Here is a 16356-nt window from a genome sequence, read left to right as displayed (position 1 = left end):
CTACCCCTGTTCGTGTCCGGTGATGCTGCTGCGCAGTACTTGTAGAGCCGCATCGACGTCGTCGATGTTGTTGAAGTAGTGGAATCCGGCGCGGAATCCGCCGTCGCTGAGTGTGGCTTTGACCTGCTGCGTGGTGAGCGACGCCGGTTGAAGTGTGATGCCCGCGGGCGGATCGATGGTGACGATGTGCGATCGGGCTCCGTTGTTGCGGGAGCGGAAGCCCAGTTCGGTGGCTTCCGCGGTGAAGCGATCGGCGAGGTGCAGGCAGTGGTCTGCGACATCGCGGGCCGGCAGCTGGGTCAGGAGTTCCAGGGCGGCGCGGGCCCCGATCCAGGAGAACCAAGCGGGTGAGGTGTTCCAGCGGGTGGCGTCCTGCGCTTCGTGGTAGCGGCCGCCGAAGTAGTGCTCGGGTGGCCCCGTGGTTTTCCAGCTCGGCGCTAACGGCTCGGGGTTCCAGTTGCCGGTGGGGTCGCCGATGAGCCATGTTGTTCCCCGCGGGCAGAGCATCCACTTGTAGCCGTGAACGGCCGTGAAGTCGGCGCCCAGCTTCGACAGGTCCGTCCGGAGGACACCCATCGTCTGAGTGAGATTCGCGAAGAACTGCGCACCGACGGCGTGTGCGGCATCAGCAAGCTGCTCGATGTCCACGCGTTCACCGTCGAGGGTGATGACCTCGCTGGCCGCGACGAGCGCCGTGGATCGGTCGATTGCCGCGAGCAGGTCTTCGGTGCGGGATCGCCCGGGCGTCCGCTCGACCACCCGAACTTCGACACCCTCTGCACGTCCCCGTGCCATCGCGGGGAAGAGGACGCTGCGGAATTCGTCGGCAGCAACGACGATGTTGCCCTGCTGGACACCGGACAGCACGGTGGTGAACGCCTCGGACAACGATCCGAGGCTACTGACGTGCGACGGTGGTACCGCTGCGTAGGACGCGAACTCGGTGCGGGCACGGTCTGCGGCGTGGTCCCAGTCCGACCAGGCGAACAGTCCGGACGCCCAGTCGTCGAGGGTGGAGCGAAGTACTTCCGTGACGGGTGCGGCACCAGGCGGTGCGCCGGGGGTGTCGAGCCACGCCCACTGACCGAGCGCGGGGAAGAGGCCGCGGAACTGTTCCGGGGTCATTGCGGGACCGCGACGACGGCTTCGATTTCCACCAGCAGCCCTGGGGCGGCCAGCGCCGACACGGTCGCCGCCGAATGCGCCGGGTAGACGCCGTCGGGGAACCACTGTGCGAAGACGTCGTCGCGGGCCCGAGCGAATTCACCGAATCCGTCTGCTCCGACAACGAGGGTGAGCATTTTGACGATGTCGGACGGTGTGGCGCCCAGCTCCCGGATGATGACATCGAGGTTCGAGAATGCTTGGCGGGCCTGAACGAATGCGTTGTCGCCGACGAGTGCTCCGTCGTGGTCGACACCGATCTGACCGGACACGAACGCAATGCTGTGGCCGGCGGGGACGATGGTGGCGTGGCTGAACTTGCCCATGGGCGGTGCAAGTGCCGCTGGGTTGAGATTTTTCATGATCGCGGTGTTCCTTCGATGTCGAAGACGGTCTTGCCGAAGCCCGGGGCTGTGTCCATGGCGGCGAACACCTCCGGTGCCGCGGCGAGCGGGTAGACGGTGTCGATGACGGGGCGAATCTTGTGGTGTTCGACGAACTCGAGCATTGCCCGGAAGTCGTGTGCGTTTCCCATCGAGGTTCCGCGGATGTCGATCTGGCGGAAGAACAGGTCCCGTAGGGAGATCGGGACGTCGGCGCCGGTCGTTGCTCCGAACGTGACGACTCGTCCGCCGGGCCGGAGGGCGCGTAGGGCCGACCCGAAGACGGATCCTCCCACGCTGTCCACGACAAGGTCCGCCCGGCGAGTGAGTGCCTCCTCGAAGTCATCGGCGCCGACGATCGCGTGTGCGGCGCCGAGCTGGCGGGCGCGGTCGGCGCTGTCGTGTCGGCGGGTGATGACAGTGACTTCGGCGCCGGCGGCCACGGCGAACGCCAGTGCCAGTGGTCCGACGCCACCGCTGATCCCGGTGATCATCACGTGCTCACTCGGTTGGAGTCCGCCGCGCGTGAACAATGCCCGGTAGGCGGTCGATGCGGACAGCCCGAGGGCGGCGGCCTCGTGGCGCGTGAGGTGCGGAGGCACTGGGTGAATGTTATTCAGCGGTACTGTGATTCGTTGAGCAAAGGTGCCGGGCCTGGGGCCGCCGAGGATCTCGGGCACCTCCGGCAGCTGTGTGTCGTCGGGCCAGCCGATGCAGGGGTCGATGAGGACGGTGGTTCCGACGAGTGCTGCGTGGGCGGGTGACCCGACCTGGGTCACGGTGCCGACGCCGTCGGCGCCCAGGATCAGTGGGGGTTCGGTGCCGGTGCGGTTGTTCACCAGGAACAATTCGTGCCGGTTGAGGCCTGCGGCGCTCAGGGCGAGGACGGCGTCGTTCTCGCCGGGCGATTCGGATTCGGGGGCGTCGTCGACGACGGCGACACCTGCCGGGCCCGGGATCTTCGTGTGGGTCACGGCGATCATGCGGGTACCACCGGGGTGTCGCGGAGTCCGGTGCGCAGCGACACACCGAGCGTCTCCCGGGTGAGCAGGGCTGCGATGAGGCTGATCGCTGCCCCGAAACTCAAATACCAGGCGGGCGCATAGGTCGACCCGGAGTAGGTGATGAGTGCGGTCGCGGCGAGCGGGCCGAGGCCACCGAACAGGACGACGCCGAGGTTGTAGCCGATGGCGAGGCCGCTGTAGCGGCGGGAGGTGGGGAACAGTTCCGAGAACAGTGCCGGTTGCGGGGCGAGCATCATCGCGTCGCCGACGAGGATCAATGCGATGCCGGCGACGACGGCGAGGTAGCTGCGTTGGTGGACGAGTAGGAATCCGATGGGCGCGGCGACGACGACCCATACTGCGCCCCAGAGCACGAACGGCCGGCGGCCGATGCGGTCGCAGAGGCGGGCGAAGAACACCACGAGGACGACGAGGATCAGCATGGCGGTGAGTCCGGCCGCTCGGGCTGAGGCGGTGCTCATGCCCAGATCCGTGGTGAAGAAGGTCGGTCCGAAGACCAGAAGGACGTACGTGCACATCGTCGGGGAGCACACCAGCCCGCACACGAGCAGGATCGAGCGCCAGTTTTCCTTGATCGCACTGATCAGTGGGGACTTCTCGCGCTCGCCGGACGCGGCGACCGCGGTGAATTCCTCGGTCTCTTCCAGCTTGAGTCGCATGTAGAGACCGATCATGCCCAGGGGGAATGCCAGCAGGAATGGGATCCGCCAGCCCCAGGATTGGAGATCGTCGGCATTGAGAACGGCGGTGAGGATCAGCGATGATGCGGCGGCGGTGAACATGCCCAGCGTGATGGTGATCGTTTGCCAGCTGCCGTAGAATGCTCGCCGATTCGGTGGTGCGGATTCGACGACATAGGCTGCGGCGCCCATCCATTCGCCTCCTGCGGAGAGGCCTTGCAGGCAGCGGAGCAGGAGAATGAGCAGCGGTGCGGCGATGCCGATGCTGGCGTAGGAGGGGACGACCGCCATCAGTGCGGTCGCGCTCGAGATCGTCAAGATGATGGTCGAGAGGGTGATCTTGCGGCCGTAGCGGTCGCCGATGTAGCCGAAGAGCACTCCGCCGAGTGGGCGTACGACGAAGCTGATTCCGAAGACCAGGAAGGTCATCATCATCGCCACTGCCGGGTCGCTGTCCTCGAAGAAGAGCACCGCGAAAATGGAGGCGAAGTAGCCGTAGAGGACGAATTCGTACCATTCCAAGAAGTTGCCGATACACGCGGCGATGACGGCCTTGCGGCGTTCGGGTGTCAGGCCTTCGGTGTGTTCGGTGGGGGGAGCCGAACTGAGGGTGTTCTCAGACATGAGTTTTCCTTGACGGTGAGGGCGGGGTTCACCAGTGCGGTGCACCGAAGGTGGGAAGGTCGGCAGGGTCGAGGTGGTCGAGGTAGGTGCCGTAGTCGATGTCGAGTCGCGCGTGCCCGTACGTGGTGCGTACGGAGCCTTTGACGGCGAGGATGTGCAGCGGGTCGCTGCCGGATTCTGTGAATTCGAGGGACGCTTCGCCCTGGCGCAGGGGGCCGGTGACGGTGAAGGCGAACGGGATGCGGACCAGTCGGCTGATATCGAAGCCGGCGCCGTCCGCGCTGGGGATGATCTTTGCAGTGAACTGGGTGGTGAACCAGTCCGGCACGATGGCAGCGGTTCGCTCGTCTGCCGGAGGTGTCGCGGCGTGGTCGACCGTGCCGCTGATCAAGGTGGCGCCGGCGGCATTGCTGACGGCGAAGTCGAGGTGCCTGCCGTGGTCGTGCAGGTGGACGTTGCGGGATTGCTTCTTGGGCAGGCCGAAGAGTTCGCGCCCGAGAATGCCGTGGTTGAGTCCCTCGACGTAGGTTCCGATGGCGTAGGCTCCCTCGGTATCGCCGTGTCGGCAGCGGAGGTTTATTCCGGCCTGCATGTAGGCGGGCCTGGTCTCGACGGTGCCGTCGCCGGCGGTGAAGGAAGCGCCGATGAATTCGGCGACCCAGATCAGCACCTCGGGCGAGGCGGCCGGGCTCAATGGCCGCGGCAGGACCACGGCGGCGATGTCCTCGGTGGTCGGGTAGGCGACGGTCAGCCAGCGGACGGTGACCGATTCCGTTCCGGGTGAGAACAGGGGCGCGAACACCGGCATGGCCATTGCGCCTCGGGGTCGGTTCGCGTTCATACCGATACCTTCGCGGCATGGGCTGCGAATGCGCTGTCGATCTCGCGGATGATGCGGTCTGCGTTGGGGATCAGCGCCTGCGCGAGACTGGGTGCGGCAGGGATGCGGGCATCGGGTGTACCGATCCGCAATGGCGGCTGGTCGAGCTCGATTCCAGCGGCCGCGACCGCCGCGACGATTTCGGCGCCGACTCCTCCGATGGTGTGCGCCTCGTGGATTACAGCGAGCCGTCGGGTGCGCGCAACCGAGGACAGGATGTGCCCCATGTCCAGCGGGCGAAGCCAGCGGGCGTCAATCACCTCGATGTCGATTCCTCGGGATGCGAGGGCGTCGGCAGCTTCGAGCACCTGGAATTGCATGGCGCCCCAGGTCACGGCGGTCAGAGCGGTGCCCTCTCTGCGGACGACCGCGCCACCGAGAGGTGCTACGGGTCCGCCAAGGGTGACCGGTTGCTTGTCCCGGTGGTAGAGGGTGCGGTTTTCGATGACGATGGTCGGGTCCGGCGATGCGGCCGCGGTAAGCAGCAGGTCGTACGCATCCTGGTGGGTTGCGGGCATACACACCTGCAGTCCGGGAATGTGGGCGAACAAGGCTTCGAGGCTCTGGGAGTGCTGCGCGCAGGCGCCGGGCGCGCTCCCCTGCTGCATGCGGACCGTGATCGGGGCGGTGAGCGCTCCCTGTGACACGTAGCGGACGTTGGCGGCCTGGTTCACGAGTTGATCGAAGGCGACGAGGGTGAAGTCGGCCCACATGATTTCGACGATGGGACGCATTCCGAATAGTGCGGATCCGACCGCGCCACCGAGAATGGCCGATTCGGAGATCGGAGTGTCGAATACCCGCCTACCGAAAGTCTTCTGCAGGCCTTTCGTGACTCCGAAGACGCCGCCGGGAGCGGCGACATCTTCTCCGAACACCAGCGCCTTGGGGTCGTCGTCGAGGATTTGGCGAAGGGCTTCGTTCACGGCGCCGGCGTAGCTGAGGTTCTTGGTGTCAGGCATAGAGGTGCTCCAATACGGTGGTGGGATCGGCGACCGGGTCCGCGAGCGCGGCGAGAGAAGCCGCGCGGACTTCGTCGTTGACATCCGCAATGAGTGCGTCGAGCTCGGTTTGGGTGACACCGCTCTCCTGGAGGAGGTTTCGGGCGGCCCGCACGAGTGGTTCGTCCGCCTCGATATCGTCGATCTCCCCGGCGGGCCGGTATTGCTGGGCGTCACCGATGTAATGGCCGACGATGCGGTGCGTCATGGCTTCGAGCAGGACGGGACCTTTCCCTGCACGGGCATGCTGGGCTGCTTTCGACACGGCGTCCCGCACCGCGATTGGGTCATTGCCGTCGATCCGCGCGCCCGTGATTCCGTACGCCGCGGCCCGCTTGAACAGCACCGGGTTCTTCACCATGTCAACAATCGGTGTCATCTCCGAATAGTGGTTGTTCTCAACAAGGAAAATGATGGGAAGTTGCTGGACCGCAGCGAAATTCATTGCCTCGTGCACCGCACCTTGGTTGAGGGCACCGTCGCCGAAGGCCGCGACGGCCACCCGGCCGGATCCGTCGAACGTGGCGGCGAGCGCCGCACCCGCGGCGATCGGGGCTCCCGCGCCGACGATGGAATTCTCCCCATACATCGCGGTGTCGGGGGTCGAGAAGTAGGCCGACCCACCCCGTCCGCCATTGGTGCCCGTGCTGCGGCCGAGAAGCTCCGCGAGGATCGAGTGCATGGTGGCGCCGAGCGCCAGTGCCCAACCGTGGCCGCGGTAGGTGGGAAATACCGCGTCGCGAGAGAGGTCCAACCCTGCCGCGGCGCCGACGTAGATCGCTTCCTGGCCGTTGCACAGGTGCACCGAACCGACGACTTCTTCGATCTTGCGGAGCCGGAGAATCTCGTTTTCCAGCACCCGGATGCGGTACATCTGACGATAGTGCGCGAGTAGCGGTTCAGTCATGGGATCCTCCGTGTGTTCATGCAGGTAGGCCTCGGTACCGACGCGTCGTCGACGGGTCGGGTGAAGGGGTGTTACTGGGTCAGGCGAGTCGGTGATTGTCGAGCGGTGTGACGGTCGCGCCGGTAGCTTCGGTGCGCAGGTACGCGGTTGCGCGGTCTGCCGCGTCGCGGACGTGGATGGCGAGAACGTGCATTTCCTTCGCGAACCGCGTCGTGGGTGCCGAGACCGCGAAGGCCCCGACCGGGTTGCGATACTCGTCGAAGAACGGTGCGGCGATGCAGGAGACGCCGATCTCGAATTCTTCGTTGTCGACGGCGAATCCGTTCTTCTTCACCGTCACCAGCTCTTGGGCGAAGGCGTCGAAGTCGGTGATGCTGTTCGGGGTCACCGGGACGAATGACTCCGGCGGGAGCATCGCTTCGACGCGTGTGGAGGGCAGATGCGCAAGGATCGCCTTGCACGACGCCCGGGTGTGCAGGTACCCGGAGTAACCGACGTCGAGGTTGCCGACGCTGAGGATATGACTTCCCGCGATCCATTCCTGGAGCGTGACAACCCCGTGGTACCAGCCGGAAATGTAGACCGTCTCCCGGGTCTTTTGATTGAGCCCGACAAGTAGCGCCGACAGCGCCGGCTCGGGCCGGGTGTGCAGGTTGACGGTCTTGCTCAGTCGGGCGGCGCGAGCGCCCACGACGTACGCGCCATTGCGTAGACGGATGACGAATTCGTCCTGCTGCAGCGTCTTGAGAATGTGGTAGCAGGTGCCCAGGTTCAGGTCCAGGGTTCGCGCGATCGCCTTTGCGGTCATCGTGCCATCGGCAGCGGCGATCGTCTCGAGCACCTCGAGGCCGCGGGTCAGCGTCCGGAGGGTGGTGCCACTGGACTGGGGCTCGGTCATTGCATACTCCCGGCGAAATCGAGGAGCGTATCGGCGATTACCCGGGATCCGAGTTCAACCGCGTCCTCGTAAATGAACTCGTCGGGACTGTGCGCAAGCGCTGTGTCCCCCGGCCCGTAGATGATTGTCGGTATCCCTTTGGGCCCGTACTGGGCGGCGTCGGTACCGGCCGTCAGACCGGTGACCTTCGGTGATCCCGTCGCCCGGGCAATCGCGCGTTCGGCGGCAGCGACGAGGGGATGGCCCGCCGTGGTCTCCCATCCCGGAAGCGCATGCTGCCAGTGGATGCGGGTGGGGTGCTGACCCCAGCTCGCATCGCTATCGACCCGCGCGATCAGCGCCTCCAGATCATCTCGGACCGCACCGAGATCCTCCCCCGGTGCGGTACCCCACCGCCCCGCCATCCGCGCCGAATCCGGAACCGCCGCCCGCCACGTTCCCGCGGACACGGTGCCGACGACGAACGGCACCGGGGTGGGGATGTCACCGAAGTACGTGCGGTACTGCTCACCGAACCGGGCACCGCGCTCGTCAGCGAGCCCGGTCATCGCCTCGTGGACGCGCATGAGGTGCAGGAAGGCATCGGCACCGCGCCACGGCGCCGAGGTGTGCGCCGAACGACCCTCCACCTCGAGCTCGAAGAACAACAGCCCGGTCCCGATCGGTGCAACAGCTCCATTCGTCGGCTCGAGCACGATAGCGGCAAGCGGTTCCGGCACCCGGGAGAACACTGCGCGAGTCCCCACCCCGGTAGTTTCCTCCGCGCACACCAGTTGGACGGCGAGGTCGAAAGGCAGGGAATCCGCAAGTTCGCTGAGTGCGTCCACCGCGTACAGAGCCGCGGCGATAGGCCCCTTCGTATCCACCGCACCTCTGCCGTAGATGCGGCCGTCTCTGCGCACACCGGAGAAAGGTGCATCGGTCCACGCCGCTTGATCTCCAGCCGGCACCACATCGATGTGCCCGTTCAGGACCACCGAAGGCATCCCTTCGCGGGGAGGCCGTGGCCACGCGATGATGTTGGCCCTTCGATCGACGTTTGGCTCATTCGCCCGGTGGTGGGCGGCCAGCTCGCTCAGCGGCTGCGACTCGTGGGTCCACCCGTGACGATCGAGCCAGGCGATGAGGAAGTCGTGGATGCGATCTTCCTCGCCGCTGACGCTGGCGTGCTGGACCGCCTCCGACACGAACTCGAGCATCTGCTCACGACCACGCGTGATGCGGTCCTGCACGTGCTCGCGTCGAGAATCCGTCTCGATCGTCGCGCTCATCGGCACCTCCTCAGTTTCCGGACCACATCCCTGTGCGGTCGGTGAACACACGATGAACGCCGCGGTAGTGGAGGGCAACAGTTCAGCTGCCGCCGTGTCACTATATGAAATTTCACGCCGAGCGAAAGGGAATTTCACCCCGACCCGCTCAGCTACCGGCAGGTAGAGCGCCCTTTCCCGCCTAGTCCGGATTCGCCGGCCGACTCCAAACCACGCCCGTCCCGACTTGATTTTCAAATAGTAGAAAGTTCCGGCACGAACACTGCCCGTGCCGCCAATCACCGCGTAGCGTCCAGCCGATCCGCCGACTCCGAGGAGAGAAGAGAGTTCCGTGAACGACGTATCACTCCACCAGCGACACCGCGCCGTGATGCCCGACTGGCTGTCGACCTACTACGAGGACAACCCCCTCGAGCTGGTCTCGGGTTCCGGTCGCCACGTCACAGGAGGAGACGGCCGAACATACCTCGACTTCTTCGGCGGACTCCTCGCAACAATGATCGGGCACGACATACCCGAAATCACCGAAGCCCTGCGCCGCCAGGCAGGGCAGCTACTGCACTCAAGCACCCTGTACCTGATCCGCTCACAAGTCGAGCTCGCCGAGAAAATCGCGGCCCGCGCACCCGTCGACAATCCCCGCGTCTTCTTCGTCAACTCAGGCTCGGAGGCAGTGGAAACGGCACTGCTCCTGACAACCACTGCCCAGCAGTCGAATCAAGTGATCGCTCTCAGAGGCAGCTACCACGGCAGATCCTTCGGAACCGTCGCCACCACGGGAATCCGCGGCTGGTCCGCAACCTCACTGAGCCCCCTGCAGGTCACCTACGCTCACAGCGGATACAAATACCGCAGCCCATTCGGGCACCTCGACGACCACGCCTTCAACACCGCATGCCGCGACGAACTGCAGACCATGATCGAGACCTCCACCTCCGGCAACATCGCCTGCTATCTCGCCGAACCTATCCAAGGCGCGGGCGGATTCGCGACCCCACCCGACGGGTTCTTCCTCGCGATGAAAGAGGTTCTCGACGCCTACGACATCCCCTTCGTCTCCGACGAGGTCCAATCCGGATGGGGCCGAACCGGACGCTCCTACTTCGGAATCGAACACTACGGAGTTCGCCCCGAAGCGATCACCTTCGCCAAGGGGCTCGCGAACGGGCTCAGCATCGGCGGTGTCGTCGCCGAAAACGAACTGATGAACTGCCTCACCGCGAACTCGATCTCGACCGCCGGCGGCAACCCGATCGCGATGGCGGCGGGAAACGCCGTACTTGACTTCATCGAGTCGCACGACCTGCAAGCCAATGCCGCCGACGTCGGCCACCTACTGTCAACCGGGCTGCAGGAACTCGCGACCCGCCACCCGCTGATAGGAGACGTGAGAGGCGCCGGACTCATGCTCGGAGTCGAACTCGTCGAAAACGGAACCAAGAAACCCGCAGTTGCCGCAACGAACACCATTCTCACGCAATGCCGCGAACGGGGACTGCTCATCGGCAAGGGCGGATTGTCCGGCAACGTCCTCCGCGTGACACCACCGATGACCGTCACGATCGAGGAAGCCAAACAGGCTCTCGGAATCCTTGACGACGTCCTCTCATACGTAGCATCGCGGGCCGAGCCGCAACCAATCCACTGACCGATGCCGGACACGGCGCCCATAGTCCGCACTGACGACACCACGACCGCCGACGAACGAACCGTCGGGCGGGGCACTGCCCTATTCAGCTCTCATCGTCGTGGCAGAAGTACCGATGGCTCAACTCTCCACCGATGTCCGTCGCCCCTGGTGATCCTCACCCATACTGTCAATCTGCCCACGCAGGGGCGGGTCGCGGATCACCCATTGTTGAGGCTCTACCCTCGACCGTGCTCATCGAGCCACGGGGACCGCGCGCAGCGTGAGCGCGACAGCCGAAGGCGCGGGGACCGATCCGGCGATATAAAAGGGGGACCGCACCCACCGGATGCGGTCCCCACATAACACTGGTTCAGACAGAGCGCACGTTCGTGGCCTGCGGGCCCTTCTGGCCCTGGCCGACCTCGAACTCCACACGCTGGTTCTCGTCGAGCGACTTGAAACCGCTGCCCGAGATTTCCGAGTAGTGCACGAAGACGTCCGGAGTTCCGTCGTCGGGTGCGATGAAACCGAAGCCCTTCTCACCGTTGAACCACTTCACAATGCCCTGCGCCATGCCGATACTCCCTCAATCTCGATCCGGACCCCCACATCGAGGTTCCGATCTCGATGACCTGATCCTGCCATCCTCGATGTAGTCGCGAAGACCGCGCACCGTATTCCCATCGATCTACGACCGGTCGTCGATGCACCATCACTGACCTGTGGTGGCGGACTGATGGCATCGCTGTCGCACGTGACCGGTCGTTCACACCAACCGGGAACGACTCCATGAGTGGGTGGGGATCGCGGCGACGCACTCGCGGGTTCCGCCGACATGGGTGGCATCGATCGACGTTGCTTTTTGCTGATCCCAGTGGGGGGATTGCAATCCCATGTTTTAGTCATTTAGACTAAAACAAGGGAAGCGATGACGGAGGCACTCGACGTCGTCGGCGCGGCAATCGTGCCGAGCGACCTGTTCGGCCCAATCACCCCCGATCCGGCGGCTCAGCGCGCTGCCCGTCGGCGGTTCCACCGCCTGTCGGTTCTGATTCACCCGGATCGGGTTGATCCCGCGTACGCCGCCCGCGCCGCCGCGGCATTCACGCACGCGTCCAACCTGTACCGCCGCTGGCAGCACGATGCGACCACTACGACCTCGACCTCGGCCACGGCCACGGCCACGGCCACGGCCACGGCGATCGTGTTGGACGGCAATCGCGGCTCCTATCGACTCGGGATTCGGCATGCCCGCGGTTCGATCGCCGACCTGCACCATGCCACCGACAGCGGCGGGGCGGGCGTGGTGATCAAGGTTCCCCGCAATGTCTCCTCGAACGCTCTGATCGATGCCGAATGGGCCGCGCCTACTGAGATCGCGGCGTCCGCCGAGGGCGGGAATGATTGGCTGCGCGCGTACTTCCCGCAGCTGATCGACCACCTCACCCACGCCGACCCTGTGACCGGCGCCCGGCGGCAGGTGAACGTGCTGGACTCGCTGACCACTGGATTCGTCACCCTCGCCGAGGTCCAGGCTGCGTACCCGGACGGGCTCGATCCGCGGGATTGGGTGTGGATGCACCGGCGTCTACTGCGGGCTCTTGCAGCCGCGCATCGCGCCGGGTGGGTGCACACCGCGGTGACCGCGGACAACGTGCTCATTCACCCTAAGCGGCATGGAGTGGTACTGGCCGGGTGGTCGTTCGCCACCCGCCCAGGCACGGTTCCGCTGGCGACAATCCCCTCTCGGCGGGAGCACTATCCACCGGAAAGTTCCACCGGCTCCCCCGCAACCCCGGCCTGGGATGTGTTCATGGCCCACCGGTTGATGCTGACCATGCTCACCGACACGGCCCCGGACCGCCTGCGCGCCTTCGCATGCGGCTGCCTGCAACCACAACCTGGTCTGCGCCCTGACGCCGTCGATCTCCTCGACGAGTTCGACGACCTGCTCGACACGCTCTACGGGCGGCGACGCTTCCGCCCGTTCACCATGCCCACCACGAAAGGACAGTGATCCACCATGGGATACGGCAAGTGGGATGACGACACCTACACCGCGGCCAAGACGTTCCGCGCCGCCCGCGGCGTCGACGACTTCGGCTACACCAGCGCGATGTACGCACGGCCGAGAGACCAGTGGAAGGCCGATCCGACCCTGGACCCGCTGGGTGTGACCGTGCGGGAATGCCGGGATTCGGCCGGGCACCCCGAGTCCCTACCGATCGCCGTGCTCTTCGACGTCACCGGTTCGATGGGCGCGGTACCGCGGATCATGCAGGACAAGCTCGGCAAACTGCACGGGCTGCTGCAGCGCAAGGGGTATGCCGACGACCCGCAGATCCTGTTCGGCGGCATCGGGGACGCCGACTCCGACCGAGTGCCCTTGCAGGTCGGTCAATTCGAATCCGGCAACGCCATGGACGAGCAACTCCGCACCATCTTCCTCGAAGGCAACGTCGGCGGGCAGAAGTCCGAAAGCTACGAACTGGCCGCATATTTCATTGCCCGTCACACCGCCACGGACGCGTGGGACAAACGCGGCCACAAGGGGTACCTGTTCATCATCGGCGACGAACTGAACAAGGCCCGACTGTCGGCCCGCAACGTGCGGACGGTGATCGGCGACGACCTCGACCGCGATGTCACCGTCGAGTCGGTGTACCGGGAACTCGAACGGCGGTGGAACGTCTACTTCGTACTGCCGAATCAGTCGGCGTACTTCCACGATCCCGAAATCGCGGCGCACTGGCAGCAGCTACTCGGGGAACGGTTCCTCAAGCTGGACGACCCGGGCGCGGTGTGCGAGCTGATCGCGCTGACGGTCGGCATGGGCGAGGACCGCATCGACCTCGGCGAGGGTCTGGCGGACCTGCGTGACGTCGGATCCGCCGCCGAAGCGGACACCGTCGGTCACGCGCTCGCCGTCCTCAGTGCGGCACGGACCCCCGTCGCGGTAAGTCCACTGCCGATCGATCCGGCCGGCAGCGACGACGTGTCCTTCACCTGACACCCATGCGGGAAGCGGGGCTTCCGATTCCACGGTTCGGGTGCGAGCCCCGCCTCCCGACTCACTCCCCCTTTACGACAGGAAATCCCATGACCACGGTGTTCGGTGACCGCGACATCATCGTCGTCGACCTGGGCTTCGGCGACGGCGGCAAAGGCGCCACCGTCGACTGGCTCTGCGCACCGGACGCCGGCCTCGACGTCGCAGCCGTCGTCCGGTTCAACGGCGGCGCACAGGCCGCGCACAACGTCGTCGCCGACGGTCGCCACCACACCTTTTCCCAGTTCGGATCCGGAACCTTCTCCGGCGTTCCCACTGTGCTGTCGAAGCATGCCCTCGTCGAACCTATCGCCCTCGCCGCCGAGGCCCACGCCCTGGCCGCGCTGGGGGTGCCGAATCCGCTCCAGTTACTGCACATCGACGCCCACGCGCTACTGACCACCCCGATCCACGTCGCCGCCAACCGCGCCCGCGAGGACGCCCGCGGCGACGGCAGGCACGGCTCCTGCGGCAAGGGCATCGGCGAGACCACCGCCTACGCCCTCGATCACCCGGACGCACCCACCGTCGGGGACTGCCACCACCCAGCAGTTCTGCGTGCCAAACTTGCCGCGATGGCCGACCACTACCATCACCTGGTCTCCCCCAGCGTGCACCGGTGGCCCGACCTCGACGACATGGTCATCATGTACTCCGAATTCGCGGCCGCGGTCCGGATCACCGACGACGGTGACCTCGCCGCCCTCGCAAACGGAGGGCGCTTGGTTTACGAGGGCGCACAAGGAGTGCTACTCGACGAGTGGCGCGGGTTCCACCCACACACCACCTGGTCCACCGTGGAACCGAGCAACGCGCGCACATTCTCAGCCGAGCAGGGCCGCGACAGCCACGTCCTCGGCGTCACCCGCACCTACACCACCCGGCACGGTGCAGGGCCGATGCCCACCGAGAACCCAAGACTTGGTGCGGTCCTGCCCGAACTGCACAACGACACCGGCAGCTACCAGGGCACCTTCCGGATCGGGGACCTCGACGAGGTACTGATGCGGTACTCGACAAAGGTATGCGGCGGGGTGGACAGTCTGGCCGTCACCCACCTCGACGCCATCACCCGTGCCGCAGCGGCCGGCATCCCCCTCCGTAGCGCACGCCGGTACCCCGGCGTCGGCGACCATCTGCCCCTCGGGCCGTGGAAGGACCTCGCGCATCAACAACACCTCACCGACGTCCTGTCCGCACTCACGCCCGACACAGTCGAGTTGGCGACACATCCAGCAGACGTCGCGGCGCACCTCGGATCGCTGGTCGGCGCACCGGTGGTGCTCACCTCCGACGGTCCCAGTCGGGCCGCTCGTCGCGTCCGAGAACCTGCTGTCGCATGATCACCGTATGGAACAGTCATCCGTCTCCGTCGACGTGGTCGCTCTCCGGTTCGGCAATCCCGAACCCGGCTCGCTGCGCTACGGCGTCGCGCCCCGCCGCTGGGAGCCATACACCGGGCAGACAGCCCTGCCCGGTGTCCTTCTCGGCGCCGGTGAACGCCTCGAGACGGCAGCCCGCCGCGCCGTCACCACCAAGCTCGGTATCCCGGACGACGCGATCCTGGCCGTGGGACAACTCGAAGTGTTCGACGAACCAAGCCGCGACCCGCGAGGGCCGACCCTGTCCATCGCCATGTGGGCCGTCATCACCGCCGACAACATCACCACGGACCCCGCCGCCGCGACACTGTGGCGCGGCTTCGACGAACACGACAACCTCGCCTTCGACCACGACCGCATCGTCGCGGCCGCACGCCGCATCCTCGCCACCAGCCTCCTCTGGCGGGACACGACATTCACCCGGGCCCTCCTCGGCGCAGAATTCCCCGCCACCCACGCCGTCACGGTCACCACTGCCCTCACCGGCAGCCGACCCGATCAAGGCAATCTCAATCGCACACTCAAGGCGATACCGGGACTCGAACGCACCGACCAACGCGTCCGCGTGCAGGCTACCGGCCGACCGGCAGTCGTATGGCGTTGGGCCACAACATAAATGACATTCTCGCGGACACCGTGCCACTAGCGCACCGAGCGTGGCTAGTGTCCCTGCTGACCCCGGTCGCTAATGCGAGAATGGACGTAGCGACGCCTGGTCGCCGCCGTTCGGGGCCACAGCTCAGATTCGACACCTCATCAACTGTGACCAGGTTTTGCTCGGTGCTGTTCGGGATGATCTTGGGGAAGCAGCGCCGACTCGCCGATGCGAACCTTCCCGACCACTCGTCAGTGGTGCTGCCGCCTATTCGGAGTCTACCGTGCCGATATCGACCGTGAGGTCCTCGGTGTCGGCGAAGACCAGACGCCCGTCGTCAAGGGCGACCGCCCACCTATGGACAGGTGCCCAATCGTGGCCGCGTCCAGCGGTGTCGGTCAGTTCGGCGTAGTCCTCGACGATCACGCCTGTCGCTGCCTCAGGCTGCCTACGCACCAGCACCCGGGTGCCCACGCGCATCGCATCAGGTGACGCCGAATTCTTCTCGCTCTCGTCACTCATGGACTGCACCTTTCTTCGGCTGCCCCTCGGAGCATAAACGTGACCTATCCGCGCCCACCAGACGAACTCACAACCACCGGCCGATCTGTGATCAGGCTATGTGGGTTCACAAGTGCGCGGCCGCGCATGCGGCGAGCTGGAATGCGGCTCGCCCACGGACCGCATTGCGGTCGGATTCTCCGGGGCGAAGCGCGGAGTAATTCGACGTTCCGCGGGTACCCCCGACCTACGCTGCACAGAGGACTCGACGGCCCCGGTGGCAGCCAGGCCCAACGACCAGCGCTCCCCTTTCGCTGGCCGGAGGGCCGCTCGCCGCCGAAGCATCAAGAGCTCGCCCCCGCCCGT

General features: G+C 65.8%; 16 protein-coding genes. 5 read left to right on the top strand and 11 right to left on the bottom strand.

Going from position 1 to position 16356, the window contains the following annotated elements:
* From RHA1_RS38540 to RHA1_RS38500, 9 genes are all read right to left on the bottom strand, one after another.
* Window positions 1–1125: an aminotransferase class V-fold PLP-dependent enzyme gene (locus RHA1_RS38540; RefSeq protein ID WP_007299728.1), complete on the bottom strand. Its 1125-nt coding sequence runs from the start codon at window positions 1123–1125 to the stop codon at window positions 1–3.
* Window positions 1122–1526 (bottom strand): RidA family protein, encoded by a 405-nt coding sequence (locus RHA1_RS38535; protein ID WP_007299727.1) that lies wholly within the window; start codon window positions 1524–1526, stop codon window positions 1122–1124. The genes RHA1_RS38540 and RHA1_RS38535 overlap by 4 nt, the downstream gene beginning before the upstream one ends.
* Window positions 1523–2530, bottom strand: coding sequence for a quinone oxidoreductase family protein (locus RHA1_RS38530; RefSeq protein WP_007299726.1), 1008 nt, complete (start codon window positions 2528–2530; stop codon window positions 1523–1525). Before RHA1_RS38530 ends, RHA1_RS38535 begins: the two co-directional genes overlap by 4 nt.
* Window positions 2527–3876 carry an MFS transporter gene (locus RHA1_RS38525; RefSeq protein ID WP_007299725.1) on the bottom strand — a complete coding sequence of 450 codons (1350 nt, stop codon included), beginning with the start codon at window positions 3874–3876 and terminating at the stop codon, window positions 2527–2529. The genes RHA1_RS38530 and RHA1_RS38525 overlap by 4 nt, the downstream gene beginning before the upstream one ends.
* Before the next feature lie 28 nt (window positions 3877–3904).
* Window positions 3905–4717, bottom strand: a complete 813-nt coding sequence (locus tag RHA1_RS38520; protein WP_237720562.1) for an acetoacetate decarboxylase family protein — start codon at window positions 4715–4717, stop codon at window positions 3905–3907.
* Entirely contained in the window at window positions 4714–5718 is a 1005-nt protein-coding gene (locus RHA1_RS38515; protein ID WP_007299723.1) for an alpha-ketoacid dehydrogenase subunit beta, read from the bottom strand. The genes RHA1_RS38520 and RHA1_RS38515 overlap by 4 nt, the downstream gene beginning before the upstream one ends.
* Window positions 5711–6664: a thiamine pyrophosphate-dependent dehydrogenase E1 component subunit alpha gene (locus RHA1_RS38510; RefSeq protein WP_007299722.1), complete on the bottom strand. Its 954-nt coding sequence runs from the start codon at window positions 6662–6664 to the stop codon at window positions 5711–5713. The genes RHA1_RS38515 and RHA1_RS38510 overlap by 8 nt, the downstream gene beginning before the upstream one ends.
* 79 nt (window positions 6665–6743) lie before the next feature.
* Complete coding sequence (locus RHA1_RS38505) at window positions 6744–7562, bottom strand: IclR family transcriptional regulator (RefSeq protein WP_007299721.1); 819 nt, start codon at window positions 7560–7562, stop codon at window positions 6744–6746.
* Window positions 7559–8833, bottom strand: a complete 1275-nt coding sequence (locus RHA1_RS38500; RefSeq protein WP_007299720.1) for a M20 family metallopeptidase — start codon at window positions 8831–8833, stop codon at window positions 7559–7561. The genes RHA1_RS38505 and RHA1_RS38500 overlap by 4 nt, the downstream gene beginning before the upstream one ends.
* Before the next feature lie 331 nt (window positions 8834–9164).
* On the opposite strand from RHA1_RS38500, the gene RHA1_RS38495 reads away from it, so the two are divergent.
* The gene (locus RHA1_RS38495; RefSeq protein WP_007299719.1) at window positions 9165–10481 is read left to right on the top strand and encodes an aspartate aminotransferase family protein; all 1317 of its coding nucleotides are present in this window, start codon (window positions 9165–9167) and stop codon (window positions 10479–10481) included.
* 352 nt (window positions 10482–10833) lie between these two features.
* On the opposite strand, the gene RHA1_RS38490 is transcribed toward RHA1_RS38495, so the two are convergent.
* Window positions 10834–11037 carry a cold-shock protein gene (locus RHA1_RS38490; RefSeq protein WP_005242781.1) on the bottom strand — a complete coding sequence of 68 codons (204 nt, stop codon included), beginning with the start codon at window positions 11035–11037 and terminating at the stop codon, window positions 10834–10836.
* 354 nt (window positions 11038–11391) lie between these two features.
* Between RHA1_RS38490 and RHA1_RS38485 the strand changes: the two genes are divergently transcribed.
* The 4 genes from RHA1_RS38485 (at window position 11392) to RHA1_RS38470 (ending at window position 15510) form a co-directional block, all read left to right on the top strand.
* Window positions 11392–12480: a hypothetical protein gene (locus RHA1_RS38485; protein ID WP_011599372.1), complete on the top strand. Its 1089-nt coding sequence runs from the start codon at window positions 11392–11394 to the stop codon at window positions 12478–12480.
* Window positions 12481–12486: 6 nt separating this feature from the next.
* Window positions 12487–13473, top strand: a complete 987-nt coding sequence (locus RHA1_RS38480; RefSeq protein WP_007299717.1) for a hypothetical protein — start codon at window positions 12487–12489, stop codon at window positions 13471–13473.
* A gap of 89 nt (window positions 13474–13562) precedes the next feature.
* Window positions 13563–14855, top strand: a complete 1293-nt coding sequence (locus tag RHA1_RS38475) for an adenylosuccinate synthetase (protein ID WP_007299716.1) — start codon at window positions 13563–13565, stop codon at window positions 14853–14855.
* Between the two features lie 7 nt (window positions 14856–14862).
* A complete protein-coding gene (locus RHA1_RS38470; RefSeq protein WP_007299715.1) occupies window positions 14863–15510 on the top strand; it encodes an NUDIX hydrolase in 648 nt (215 codons plus the stop codon).
* Window positions 15511–15756: 246 nt separating this feature from the next.
* On the opposite strand, the gene RHA1_RS38465 is transcribed toward RHA1_RS38470, so the two are convergent.
* Window positions 15757–16011: a hypothetical protein gene (locus RHA1_RS38465; RefSeq protein WP_050787626.1), complete on the bottom strand. Its 255-nt coding sequence runs from the start codon at window positions 16009–16011 to the stop codon at window positions 15757–15759.
* Between the last annotated feature and the right edge of the window lie 345 nt (window positions 16012–16356).

The organism is Rhodococcus jostii RHA1, assembly GCF_000014565.1.
Lineage (GTDB): Bacteria > Actinomycetota > Actinomycetes > Mycobacteriales > Mycobacteriaceae > Rhodococcus_F > Rhodococcus_F jostii_A.
Note: the sequence above shows the minus strand (reverse complement) of the source record. Positions and strands in the feature narration are given on the sequence as shown.